The sequence below is a fragment of the Diaphorobacter limosus genome (genome assembly GCF_033100095.1).
Taxonomy (GTDB): Bacteria; Pseudomonadota; Gammaproteobacteria; order Burkholderiales; family Burkholderiaceae_C; genus Alicycliphilus; species Alicycliphilus limosus.
Genome location: NZ_CP136921.1, coordinates 1,930,046 through 1,942,864, shown reverse-complemented (window position 1 = coordinate 1,942,864; position 12,819 = coordinate 1,930,046). Strand labels below are relative to the sequence as shown.

The following is a 12,819-nucleotide window of genomic DNA, read 5'->3' as shown; positions in this document are numbered from 1 at the left end:
CGATGGCGAAGTACGGCCCCGCCCCCTGACGGCATCACGCGTCACAACAACAAGTATCGATTTTTGGCAATTGCACATCACAACGTAGTTACAGGAGCAGCATCATGACCATCGAAATGATCGAGTCCGAAGAGTTCAACCAGGGCACGCAGATCAAGGTGATCGGTGTCGGCGGCGGCGGCGGCAACGCCGTGCAGCACATGATCTCGCGCAACGTGCAGGGCGTGGAGTTCATCAGCGCCAACACGGATGCACAGGCGCTGACGCGCAGCACCGCGCACCGCACCATCCAGCTGGGCACCAACGGCCTGGGCGCGGGCAGCAAGCCCGAGAAGGCACGCGAGGCCGCCGAGGCCGCCGAGGAAGATATCCGCCAGGCGATTGCCGGCGCGCACATGCTGTTCATCACCGCCGGCATGGGCGGCGGAACCGGCACGGGCGCGGCGCCGGTGATCGCCAAGGTGGCCAAGGAGATGGGCATTCTCACCGTCGGCGTGGTCACCAAGCCCTTCGACTGGGAGGGTGGCCGCCGCATGAAGAATGCCGACGAAGGCCTGGCCGAACTGGAGGCGAACGTCGATTCGCTGATCGTGGTGCTGAACGAAAAGCTGCTCGACGTGCTGGGCGACGACATCACCCAGGACGAGGCCTTTGCCCACGCCAACGATGTGCTGAAGAACGCCGTCGGCGGCATCGCCGAAATCATCAACGAGTACGGCCAGGTCAACGTGGACTTTGAAGACGTGCGCACCGTGATGGGTGAGCCCGGCAAGGCCATGATGGGCACGGCCACCGCCAACGGCCCGGATCGCGCCCGCATCGCCGCCGAGCAGGCCGTGGCCTGCCCGCTGCTGGAGGGCATAGACCTGTCTGGCGCCAAGGGCGTGCTGGTGCTGGTGACGGCCAGCAAGGGCAGCCTGAAGCTGTCCGAATCGCGCCTGGCGATGAACACCATCAACGCCTACGCCTCGCCCGATGCGCATGTCATCTTCGGCGCCGCGTATGACGACAGCCTGGGCGACGATATCCGCGTCACCGTGGTCGCCACCGGCCTGTCGCGCGCCAACGCGCGCCGCCAGACCATGCAGGTGGTGCAGGGCTCCTTGCGCACCGGCACCGACAACGTGGCCTACCAGATGCCCATGGCCGGCGCCGCCCTGGGCGTGCCCGGCGGCGTGCTCGGCGGCGCAGCGGTCCAGGCCGAATACGGCAACATGCAGGTGCCTAGCGTCTGGCGCACCAACCGCACGGCTGCCACGGCGCGCGTGGATGCGCTGTCCTCGGGCGGCATGGACGAGCTGGAGATCCCGGCTTTTCTGCGCAAGCAGGCGGATTGACCGCAAGACGCACCTGCGTCTGAGACTCAAAAAAACCGGTGCATGGCACCGGTTTTTTGTTGGGCAGTAGCTTCGAAGCTCAGGCCTTGGGCTGGGGTGCAAAGGCTTTCAACAACTCCCGGCTGATGATGAGCTTTTGCACTTCCGTCGCGCCTTCATAGATCCGCAGTGAGCGTATGTCTCTATACAGCCGCTCCAGCGGGTTGCCTACTGTCACGCCCTTGCCACCGAACATTTGCAGTGTGCGGTCTATCACCTGTTGAGCAGATTCAGTGGCCGCCATCTTGGCCATTGCCGTCTCTGCGGTGGCGGGACGCTTTTGCACATCCCGCACCCAGGCTGCTCGGTAGGTGAGTAAAGCGCTTTGGTCTATGGCGGTGGCCATGTCTCCGAACGCCGCCTGGGTGAGTTGGAAGTCGGCTAGCGTCTGGCCAAACATCTTGCGCTGCGTGGCGTGTTGCAAGCCCTCCTGCAAGGCCTGGCGTGCAAAACCAATGGCTGCGGCTGCGACCGAGGATCGGAAAATATCCAGCGATCGCATGGCCAGCTTGAATCCCTGGTTTGGGGCGCCCAGCATGCAACTCTGTGGAACTCTGCAGTTCTCGAATAGAAGCGTGGCCAGTGGATGGGGTGACATGACGTTGATCGTTTCCTCTACCTTAAGTCCCGGTGTGTCAGCCTCTACTATGAAGGCAGAAATGCCGCGTGAACCTGCATTGGCATCGGTGCGCGCAAACACGCAGTAAAAATCCGCAAGCCCCCCGTTGGAAACCCAGGTCTTGCGGCCATTTAGGACATAGTTGTCGCCATCGGCCTCGGCCTTGCACGACAGTGCCGCCACGTCCGATCCGGCGTCGGGTTCAGACAACGCGAAGGCGCCGATTTTCGCGCCCTTGGCAACTGCGGGTAGGTAGGCTGCCTTTTGCCCGTCATTGCCAGCCAGGGAGATGGATCCACTGCCCAGCCCTTGCATGGCGAACGCGAAGTCCGCCAGGGCATGGTGACGCGCCAGGGTTTCCCGGATGATGCACAGGCTGCGGGAGTCTAGTTCGGCAGCCTGGCCGCCAAATTGACCTTTGTCGCCCGCAATGACGCTGTACCGCAGCCAGCCACCTTGTCCGAGTGCGAAGACCAAATCACGGCATGCAGTGTGCAGATTGGCTTCGTCAATGTGCTGCAAGTGTTGCTGGCACCAGGTGTCCAGTTCCACGGCGAGTTGGCGGTGACTATCGTCGAAAAATGGCCACTCCAGCCAGGTTGAGCTGTGGGGGTGTTGAGCGCTCATCGACTCATTCCTTGTTGGCAAATTGTTTGAGCAGTGGTGTCCAACTGCTTAGGGTGTCTTTCAAGAAGACTCCAAAGGTCGAGGCGTCCTTGAAGTCGGGCTTCAGGCCGAACTGGTCGGCACAGCTTTGAAATTCAGCCGTCTGGCTCGCCTTGTGAAACGCGTCTTGCAATTTCTTGACGATGGCGGCATCCATCTTCGCCGGGCCAGCGATACCCAGGATGCTGGGAGCAACAAGGTCGTAACCCAATTCTTTGAGGGTCGGCGCATCAAAGCCCTTGATGCGTTCGTCGGTAAACACAGACAGCAGGCGCAGGCGCCCGTCGCGCACATATGGCACCCATTCAGCGGTCTGTGCCATGAAATCGACGTCGCCGCGTATGAGCGCGGTAATCGCTTCCGGGCCGCTCTTATACGGTGCATGCACCCATTGCGCAGCGATCTTTTGCGCGAGCCGCTCTGCTGTCAGATGTTGCGGTGTTCCTATACCTGCCGTGCTGTAGGTCAGTTGCTTCTTGGCACTTTGGGACGCGCCGATCAGGTCGGCCATAGTTTTATATGGTGAATCTGCGCGAACCAAGACACCCACCTGATATTGGGCGACCATGGCGATGGGGGTGAGGTCTTTCGTGACGTCGTACTTGATATTCGGCGAAAGCACCTGGTTGAGTACGGCGCCCGTGGATAGTGATGCGATGCTGTAGCCGTCTGGTCGCTGTCGAATGATGAAGCTGATCGACAGGGAGGAGCCAGCTCCTGGTTTGTTATCAACCACCACAGGCTGGCCCAACTGCTTGCCAACGTCCAGCGCTAACACACGATTGCAGACGTCTGTGCTGCCACCGGCACCGTAACCTACGACGAGTGTGATGGGGCTCTTGGGGTAGTCCTCGGCCGCGAAAGCCGGTACCGCCAAGGCAGAGATGCACGCCAGGGTGGCTGTGTGTTTGAGTTTAGAAGGCTGCATGGATGTTTGTCTCCTGTGTTCAGGGAGGAACGGGTGCATCAAGCGCTGTCGGTGCCAGCCGGCAGGTTGCGAAGGGTCAGTTTTTTTTCACCAACGGACAGGCAGATTCACTCAATGGAATGAAGGCCTTGTCGGCAGGTACCGAGCCCAGAACCTTGTAGTAATCCCATGCATACTTGGACTCCGCTGGAGACTTGACCTGGAAGAGATACATGTCATGCACCATCATTCCATCGGAGCGCAGTTTTCCGTTCTTGACGAAAACGTCATTGATCGGCATTTCTTGCATCTTGGTCATCACCGCGTTGGAGTCAGTGGAGCCGGCAGCCTCCATGGCTTTGAGGTAATGCTTGACCGAGGAATACACCCCCATCTGGCTCATGTTGGGCATGGCGTTCATCTTGGAAAAGAATTTCTTGGCAAACGCCCTGGTCTCATCGTTCATGTCCCAGTAGAACGCTTCTGACAGCAGCATGCCTTGCGCGGTCTTGAGGCCCAGCGAGTGCACATCGGTGATGTACATCAGCAGGCTGGCCAGTTTTTGTTTGCCGTCGGGTTTGATGCCGAACTCGCGCGCTGCCTTGATGGAGTTCACTAGATCATTGCCGAAATTGGCCAAACCAATGACGTCGGCTTTAGTGGACTGCGCCTGCACTACGGCTGAGGAAAAATCGGATGCGTTCAGCGGGTGTTTGGCCTCGCCTATGACCTTGCCGCCGACGGTGGCGATGGCCTGGGTCGTGGCCTTGACCACATCCTGGCCGCCAGAGTAATCGGCGGCAATAAAGAACCAGTTCTTGCCAAAACGCTCGGCCGCCGCCTTGCCAACGGTGTTCGCCAGCGCATAGGAGTTGTAGGCCCAATGCGCGACGGTGGGTGCGCACATGTCACCCGTGATGCGGTCGCTGGCTGGGCCGCTCATCACCAGCACCTTGTTCTTTTCTTTGGCTACGGTCAGCACCGCCAGTGCCGCGGCAGAGCCGCTCGCCTCGTGGATGGCATCGATGCCGTTGTCATACCACTCCCTGGCTTTCGATGCGGCGGAGTCGGCCTTGCTTTGGTGATCGAAGTTCAGTAGCTCAATGGGGCGCCCGAGCACCTTGCCACCATGTTCTTCGATCGCCATCTGGGCACCGGTGATGCTGCCCTTGCCCGTCGCGGCGGAGTAGACGCTGGACTGATCGACGATCAGGCCGATGCGCACGGGTTGATTGCCTTGGGCCTGTACGGCCGTGCACAGCAGTGTTGCAATGGCCAGTGCGCAATGGTGTTTGATAAACATGATGTCGTCTCCTTTGGTGGGTTGTAATGAATGGCTGTCGCGAGAGGATTGGGTGCGCTTTCGGGCCTTACAGCCTGGTGGTGCTGATGGTCAGGCCACCGTCGATATGCAAGGTCTGTCCGGTCATATATCCACTGAGTGGATGCAGCAAAAAACCGATGGCATGGGCGATTTCTTCCGGCTCCGATACACGTTGCAGCGGCACTGCAGCCAGCAGGGCGCGGGTTTGCTCAGCGTCTGGAGGGCTGGCTTGTTTGAACAGCTCCGTAGCTACTGGTCCGGGGGCGATCACGTTGACCGTGATGTTGTGCGGCGCCAGCTCTAGTGCCCAGGTGCGGCTCATGCCAATCAGGGCTGCCTTGGTTGCGCTATATGCCGTGCGATTTGGTTTGCCCAACGCGGCACGTGAAGAGATATTCACCACCCGGCCGATGCCCGCCTGCTGCATGCCGGGCATCAAGGCCTGCAGGCAGACCAGTGCTGCATTCACGTTCAAGGTCATGGCCTGGTTCATGTCGGCTATGCGTGTGTCGGCGATGCTCGTGGTGTGGGCAATGGCAGCGTTGTTGACCAGCCCATAGAAAGCTCCCTCCCGGGCCAGGCTTTCGACTATCCGACGTGCGGACTCCAGATCCGCCAGATCGCACTGCACAAAGCACTCGCCTGACTGGGCATCACTAGGTGCGTGGCGTGCCAAGCCTACGACCTGGTAGCCCGCATGGGCAAGATAGCGCATGGCGGCTCGGCCAATGCCACGGCTGGCGCCCGTGATGAGAATGCGCTGGTTGGCGTTGGTGGTCGTCATGCCATGCCTTTCAGCTAATCCGGGGCGCCAATAGGTCTGCACACTGAAGGCACAGAGCTGCCGGGCATGACACAGGGTGTTGGCAAAGGATCCAACTCGGCTTCACTTTGAAGCCTCCTGTGCAAGCAGTGTCTGTGCGAGATCCCGCAACTCATTGCGTTTCACCTTCATGCCGTTGGGTCCCATGGTGTAGGGAAAGCTCTCTACGGTGAGGATGCGAATCGGCACCTTGTAGCGCGCTATCTGTTGCTGCAGTTGGGTCTTGATGGCGTCTTCGTCAATGGCACTGCCCGTATCAAGAACGACAAACGCTACCGGCCGTGAACTGCCTGCCGCATTTACTGCAACCACTTGGCAGGCATTGGCACCACTGGCGCTGAGCACGGCCTCTTCAATCTCCGCAGGGTCAACCAAAAAACCCCCGATGCGCAGCACATCGCCCAGGCGCGAGACATGGGTGAATCCGCCATCGCCATTGACATAACCCAGATCGCCAGAGCGCAGAAAACCGTCGTCAGTGAATGCCTTGGCTGTGGCCTCGGCGTTGCCCAGGTAGCCCTGCATCATGTAGGGTCCGCGAAATTCCAGCTCCCCCGGCTCCATAGGGGCAGCCAGCTCACCTGTCTCAACCAGGCGGGCGCGCACCTGGGCTGTGGCTGTGACGGGAATACCGCCAGCCTGGGCACGGCGTTCCAGGGGGGCGGCCGGATCCTGGTGGGCGAACAGCGCCAGGATTTCGCTCATACCAAAGCAACCCACCATGGGTATGCCCAGGCGCTGGGCTTGTGCGGGCAGCTCATCGAGACCAGGCACGAAGTTGGCATGGCCGAAAAATCGCAGAGCTTTGGGCTGCCAGCCTGCGGTCAGAGGGGCGATCATTTTGTCCACCATGTCGTTGGTACCGAACATGTGTGTGATGGCGAGTTGCTGCAGGGTGACCGCTGCCTGCGCGGGCTGGAAGACTTCATGCAGCACCAGCGTGGCACCGGCTGCCAGCGTCATCATCGCCGCGGTGTAGCCAAAGGCGCCGCATATGGGCAACGCCAGCAAGGTGCTGCAACTGGCATCGGCCCCGAAGGCAGGCGCTGCATCCTGCGCATGCAGGGCGACATTGGACTGGCTGTGAACAATCAGCTTGGGCATGCTGGTTGTCCCGGACGATGACAGGATGATGCAGGGCCTTTGTGCAAGAGTTGCCGAATCGTCCGCTACCGTAGCAACGGGTGTTGTCTCCAAGGATGTCCAAGCGGCCCACATGGGCGTGCAGTGCGTGACACTGGGAATCTGCTCGGCCAATGCCGGCCAACCAGGAGCATTAACAGCCGCCGTGTTCACCGTCGCATCAACCAACCAGCGTAACGAGCCAGCATGTTGTTGCCACACCTGCGCCAGGCTGTTACCAGCCAAAAAGGCAGCGTTGTGCGCAGCTTGTGCATCATTGACTGGTGCGTGCGCGTTCACGATGTCGCGGTCAAACGCCAAGGCTTTGCATTGGGAGCGGTCTATGAAGCTGACAAGCTCCTTCACTCCGAGTTTGAGATTCAGGCTGAGGCTGGCCACGCCCAGTGAGGCGCAGGCCAGGTGCAGGATCAGCCAACGTGGTGTGTTGGGCAGCCAGATACCCAACACGTCGCCGGCTTGCAACCCTTGTTGGCGCAGGCCACTGGCCATGTGCGCCACCTGATCGCGCAACTCGTCGTAGGTAAGCGTTTGACCTTCAAAGGTCAGTGCAATCGCATCGCCGGGGGCCGAGGCCAGCATGCCGCTCAGGGTGGCGGGGCGCGTAGCCATGGGGGTTGTTGCTGCGCTCTTGGTCATGGATGCCATCCTCATACCGTGGCGACCGGCGTCACTGGAGATCCCACCGCGCCGGGCAAGCGCAAGGCGGGAGCGGTAAGCATGAAACGGTAGCGCCCTTTATTTTCAAGCCATCGCGCCAGCTCGTGTAGGTACCACAACTCCCCAAACGGCATGCCCAGCTTGAACAGGCACAGTTCATGCAGAGGCAGGAAGGCGCAGGAACCGTCCATGGGGCGGCCGGGAACGGCTTCGATGCCATAGTTGTCTGCCACCAGGCAAGCGATGTGGCTGTCGATGATCCATTGCTGCAGCTCCGGGTCGCGGCCGTCGAGTACCGCGCAGACAGTCTCGGCCATGTCGGCGCGGGGCTGCCCGTTGCAGGCTATGAGCAGCTCGGAAAAGCCGGTGTACAGCGCCACGATGTCACCCTTACTGATCTCAATGCCGTCACGCTCCAGTACCTGCTTGAGCATCTTGCCGGTGACCAGGGTGTGACCATCACCAAAATGCTTGCGCAGATTGACCAATACCCCGCGGCCCTGGATGGCCTGCTCGGCCAGGCGCTCCACGCCCAGCGCCTTGGCACGTGACTGGCCATCCATGCCGGGCAAGTCCTTGGGCGCCAGAATGTCGATGCCCGCCTGAAAGCCGTTGTAATAGACCAGTTCGTCGATGCCGTCGCTATTGATATCGAAATGGCTGCCGACATGCGACAGAGCATCCCATTGGGTCGAGTACTGCAGGTAAATTTGTGCGTAGTCGTCACTTACCACGTCGGTGTAGTTTGGGTTTTCTTGTGACAACGCAAAATTCATTCCGGGGCCCAGCGGGCGCATGGAGGGCTTGATGACGGGGGGGTGGCGGCGTGGATTGAGGGCATTGCCGCCGGGCAGGTTCAACGGTAGGCTCAGACAGAAACGCTGCCCGGTCTGGATTTCTTGCGCGGCTTGCTTCACCTTTTCCGCGTCCAGGTAGTTCAGGCGGCCATATTGATCTTCCGGGCCAAAGTCTCCCCAGTTCGACTGCGGGGGGCGCCGTGTCCAGCGGGGCGCTTTCCCATCGTCAACGACGGGTGGTATGTGGGGGGTGTGTACGGGCCGGTAAGTGCTCATCTCATACTCCTGCTGACGGGTGCCATGTTTTCTGAAGCTGTATTGACGCCCCGGGGACAACGGGGCTGACCAATGCACTATGGGCCGGGACAATGCACTATGGGCCGGGAGCGCTGGGATGACAAAGGTAGACGGGCAGCTTGTTCACGATATGAACTCAGGTTTTCCCGGAGCGCAAAGCCCCGCGCGCCTGGTTGCTGTCTTGCGCTTGATTGCCTGCCACCACGTCCAAGGCTTGGCCATCAATGAATTGGCGCAGCTGTCCGGTCTCAATAGAACGACAGCAAGGCGGCTGCTGATGGTGTTGACCGAGTCAGGGTTTGCCGCGAGGGATGAACACAGCGGCCGCTATCGGCTAGGTGTGGAGGCCATGTTCACCGGCATGGCGGCCATGACAAAACCACCCATCTTCGAGGCGTGCCGCCCGGCGATGAAACGTATAGCCAGTCGCACTGGAGATTCGGTATTTCTCATCGTCCGCATCGGCGATTTTGCGCATTGCCTGCATGTGGAAGTAGGCGACCACCCATTGCACGCACATAGTCTGATGACGGGCCAGATCCGCCTGTTGGGGCAGGGCACGGCCAGCCTGGCGCTTGCCGCCACCCTGCGCGACAAAGAACTCGAGCAGATATACCAACGCCGCAGTCTTGACTACGAGGCGGCAGGAATCTCAGAGGAGCGCTTGCGGCAGATGGTGGTGCATACGCGGAGACTGCGCCGCTCCGAGACCGTGAACCTGCTTACGACAGGTGCGATCGGCGTTGGTGTCGCCATCTGTGTGCAAGCCAACCATGTTGCAGCCATCAGCGTGGCGAGCCATGCCTCCAAGATGACGGCCCAGCACAAAGCGGCCGTGCTCAAGCTGCTGGAAGAAGAGCTGGTGAGTCCGCAGGTGGTTTTATTCAAGTACTGAAATTCAAGCACTCAAGTCAAGCATCGAGGGGAAAGCCCCAAGGCGGCAGCAAGACTGAGGAGCGCCGACTAAAATCGCAAGGTTATGCTCCAGCAACGCACCATCAAGACCCTGACCCGTGCCGTCGGCGTGGGTCTGCACAGCGGCCAGCGGGTCGAGCTGACGTTGCGCCCGGCTCAAGCAGACACGGGCATCGTGTTCCGCCGCGTCGATCTGCCCGAGCCGGTGGACATTGCCATCAACGCCCAGGCGGTGGTGGATACGCGCATGGCTTCCACCATCGGCGCGGGCGGGGCCAAGGTGCATACCGTGGAGCATTTGATGTCGGCCTGCGCCGGCCTGGGGCTGGACAACCTGTACATCGACATCACGGCCGAGGAGGTGCCCATCCTCGATGGCTCCTCGGCCTCGTTCGTGTTCCTGCTGCAAAGCGCCGGCGTGGAGCTGCAGAACGCGCCCAAGCGCTTCATCCGCGTCAAGCGCGCGGTGGAGGTGCGCGAGGGCCAGGGCGACCAGCTGAAATGGGCTCGCCTGGAGCCCTACCACGGCTTCAAGCTGCGCTTCGAGATCGACTTTGCCCATCCGGCGGTCGATTCCACCGGGCAGTGCGTGGAGTTTGATCTGGGTAGCGGCAACTACGCCCGCGACATCGCGCGCGCGCGCACCTTCGGCTTCACCAAGGACGTGGAGATGCTGCGCTCCAGTGGCCTGGCGCTGGGCGGTGGGCTGGACAACGCCATCGTCATGGACGACTACAAGGTGCTGAACGCCGACGGCCTGCGCTACGACGCCGAGTTCGCCCGGCACAAGATCCTGGACGCAATGGGCGACCTGTACCTGGTGGGTAAGCCGCTGCTGGCGGCCTACAGCGCGTTTCGCAGCGGCCACGGCATGAACAATCAGCTGCTGCGCGCGCTGCTGGCGCAGGAAGACGCCTGGGAGATCGTCAGCTTTGACAGCGAGCGCCAGGCACCCGCGGGCTTTGCCCAGCCGGCGCGCGCCTGGTGAGTCGCCGGCCATGCTGATCATGCGCTGGGCCGTGATGCTGCTGCTGCTCGCGGCTGGCGTCGCATTCGCTTATTTCGCCGCCACGGGCCAGCAGCGCTACAAGCGCTTCGGGCTGGTGATCATCAAGTGGATCGCCATCGCGGCGGCCATGTTCTTCCTGGTGTTGATACTGGAACGCATATAGTGCGCGGCGCGCCAGGCCGTATACTGCGCCTTGCTCCGGGGTGCACGTTTGGGCGTGCTGAGATGGTGGGCCAACCCGCCAAAACCGCGAACTTGATCTGGTTAGTACCAGCGTAAGAAGAGCTGCAGTGGGATGGGGGAGTGCGCCGTAGAGCGCGCCTTCGTCCCGCCGATTGCGGAGCATTCCATCCCCCAGCCTTTGAGGAATGCCCGCCATGAACGCCCCTGACAGCTTCGCCACCTTGCTCGCCCGCACGCGCGAGTCCTTTCCCGCCTCCACCAAGTCCTTCATCACCGGCAGCCGCGCGGATCTGCGTGTGCCGGTGCGCGACATTGCCCTCACCAACGGCGAGGTCGTCAGCGTCTATGACACCTCCGGCCCCTACACCGACCCCGCCGCCATCATCGACGTGAAGCAGGGCCTGCAAAGCGTGCGCGGCGCCTGGATTGCCGAGCGCGGCGACACCGAGCGGTATGAGGGCCGCAAACCCGTGGCGCTGGACGATGGCAGCAAGAGCGAGGACGCCGCCCGCCTGGCCCAGCTGCGCCAAGAGGCCGCGGCCCTGCAACGCCAGCCCCTGCGCGCCAAGGCCGGCGCCAACGTCACGCAGATGCACTACGCGAAGAAGGGCATCATCACTCCCGAGATGGAATACGTGGCGCTGCGCGAAAACGGCAAGCGCGAGTGGATGGCGCAGTACATGGCAGACGCCGCGCGCGAAAAGCGCCTGGCCGGCAACCCCATGGGCGCGCTGATCCCGAAGATCATCACCCCCGAATTCGTGCGCGACGAGGTGGCGCGGGGCCGCGCCATCATCCCGGCCAACATCAACCACCCCGAGGTGGAGCCGATGGCCATTGGCCGCAACTTCCTCGTCAAGATCAACGCCAACATCGGCAATTCCGCCGTCACGTCCAGCATCGAGGAAGAGGTGGAAAAACTGGTCTGGGCCATTCGCTGGGGCGCAGACAACGTGATGGATCTCTCGACCGGCAAGAACATCCACACCACGCGCGACTGGATCGTGCGCAACTCGCCCGTGCCGATCGGCACCGTGCCCATCTACCAGGCGCTGGAAAAGGTGGGCGGCATTGCCGAAGACCTGAGCTGGGAAATCTTCCGCGACACGCTGATCGAGCAGGCCGAGCAGGGCGTGGACTACTTCACCATCCACGCGGGCGTGCGCCTGGCCTATATCCACCTGACGGCGCAGCGGCGCACCGGCATCGTCTCGCGCGGCGGCTCCATCATGGCCAAGTGGTGCATGGCGCACCACCGCGAGAGCTTCCTCTACACGCACTTCGAGGACATCTGCGACATCATGAAGGCGTACGACGTGTCGTTCAGCCTGGGCGACGGCCTGCGCCCCGGCTGCGCCAGCGACGCCAATGACGAGGCGCAGTTTGCCGAGCTGCACACCCTGGGCGAGCTGACGCAAATCGCCTGGAAGCACGACGTGCAGACCATGATCGAAGGCCCCGGCCATGTGCCCATGCACATGATCCAGGCCAACATGACGGAGCAGCTGAAAACCTGCCACGAGGCGCCGTTCTACACCCTCGGCCCCTTGACCATCGACATCGCCCCCGGCTACGACCACATCGCCAGTGCCATTGGTGCCGCCATGATCGGCTGGATGGGCACGGCCATGCTGTGCTACGTGACGCCCAAGGAGCACCTGGGCCTGCCCGACCGCGACGACGTCAAGCAGGGCATCATCGCCTACAAGATCGCCGCGCATGCCGCCGACGTTGCCAAGGGCCACCCGGGGGCGCGCGCGCGTGACGATGCGCTTAGCCAGGCGCGCTTCGACTTCCGCTGGCAAGACCAGTTCAACCTGGGTCTGGACCCTGAAACCGCGCAGGAATACCACGACGAAACATTACCGAAGGACGCCGCCAAGGTGGCGCATTTCTGCAGCATGTGCGGGCCCAAGTTCTGCTCCATGAAGATCACGCAAGAGGTGCGCGAATTTGCCGCCGCCAAGGGCGTGGCCGAGGGCGACGCGCTGGCCCAGGGCATGGCGCAAAAGGCCGAGGAATTCAACCGCGCGGGCGGGGAGTTCTACATTCCTATCCAGCCGGTGTGATACCGACACTTCCCCTCTGGGTATGGGTGCCTAC

Annotated in this window: 11 protein-coding genes and 1 riboswitch; of the genes, 5 read left to right on the top strand and 6 right to left on the bottom strand. The window is 61.7% G+C overall.

The genetic code is table 11. From position 1 onward, the window contains the following. Window positions 1-104: 104 nt before the first annotated feature. On the top strand, window positions 105-1,337 hold the full coding sequence (gene ftsZ / locus P4826_RS09375; protein ID WP_317703573.1) for a cell division protein FtsZ: 1,233 nt from the start codon (window positions 105-107) through the stop codon (window positions 1,335-1,337). A 79-nt stretch (window positions 1,338-1,416) separates the two neighbouring features. Here ftsZ and P4826_RS09370 read toward each other — a convergent pair whose 3' ends face one another. The 6 genes from P4826_RS09370 to P4826_RS09345 form a co-directional block, all read right to left on the bottom strand. Continuing rightward, window positions 1,417-2,622, bottom strand: a complete 1,206-nt coding sequence (locus tag P4826_RS09370) for an acyl-CoA dehydrogenase family protein (protein ID WP_317703572.1) — start codon at window positions 2,620-2,622, stop codon at window positions 1,417-1,419. Window positions 2,623-2,626: 4 nt separating this feature from the next. Next, window positions 2,627-3,589 (bottom strand): tripartite tricarboxylate transporter substrate binding protein, encoded by a 963-nt coding sequence (locus tag P4826_RS09365; protein ID WP_317703571.1) that lies wholly within the window; start codon window positions 3,587-3,589, stop codon window positions 2,627-2,629. A 76-nt stretch (window positions 3,590-3,665) separates the two neighbouring features. Then, on the bottom strand, window positions 3,666-4,871 hold the full coding sequence (locus P4826_RS09360) for an ABC transporter substrate-binding protein (RefSeq protein WP_317703570.1): 1,206 nt from the start codon (window positions 4,869-4,871) through the stop codon (window positions 3,666-3,668). A gap of 67 nt (window positions 4,872-4,938) precedes the next feature. Then, window positions 4,939-5,676: an SDR family oxidoreductase gene (locus P4826_RS09355; protein WP_317703569.1), complete on the bottom strand. Its 738-nt coding sequence runs from the start codon at window positions 5,674-5,676 to the stop codon at window positions 4,939-4,941. Window positions 5,677-5,778: 102 nt separating this feature from the next. Next, window positions 5,779-7,494, bottom strand: coding sequence for an AMP-binding protein (locus P4826_RS09350; protein ID WP_317703568.1), 1,716 nt, complete (start codon window positions 7,492-7,494; stop codon window positions 5,779-5,781). A gap of 11 nt (window positions 7,495-7,505) precedes the next feature. Beyond that, on the bottom strand, window positions 7,506-8,588 hold the full coding sequence (locus P4826_RS09345) for a cyclase family protein (RefSeq protein WP_317703567.1): 1,083 nt from the start codon (window positions 8,586-8,588) through the stop codon (window positions 7,506-7,508). Between the two features lie 118 nt (window positions 8,589-8,706). Between P4826_RS09345 and P4826_RS09340 the strand changes: the two genes are divergently transcribed. From P4826_RS09340 to thiC, 4 genes are all read left to right on the top strand, one after another. Continuing rightward, window positions 8,707-9,504: an IclR family transcriptional regulator gene (locus P4826_RS09340; protein WP_317703566.1), complete on the top strand. Its 798-nt coding sequence runs from the start codon at window positions 8,707-8,709 to the stop codon at window positions 9,502-9,504. Between the two features lie 84 nt (window positions 9,505-9,588). Further along, entirely contained in the window at window positions 9,589-10,512 is a 924-nt protein-coding gene (gene lpxC / locus P4826_RS09335; protein ID WP_317703565.1) for a UDP-3-O-acyl-N-acetylglucosamine deacetylase, read from the top strand. Between the two features lie 10 nt (window positions 10,513-10,522). Beyond that, complete coding sequence (locus P4826_RS09330; RefSeq protein WP_317703564.1) at window positions 10,523-10,696, top strand: hypothetical protein; 174 nt, start codon at window positions 10,523-10,525, stop codon at window positions 10,694-10,696. A 26-nt stretch (window positions 10,697-10,722) separates the two neighbouring features. Continuing rightward, window positions 10,723-10,832, top strand: a riboswitch (TPP riboswitch). Window positions 10,833-10,910: 78 nt separating this feature from the next. After that, window positions 10,911-12,785, top strand: a complete 1,875-nt coding sequence (gene thiC / locus P4826_RS09325) for a phosphomethylpyrimidine synthase ThiC (protein WP_317703563.1) — start codon at window positions 10,911-10,913, stop codon at window positions 12,783-12,785. The last annotated feature ends 34 nt before the right edge of the window (window positions 12,786-12,819 follow it).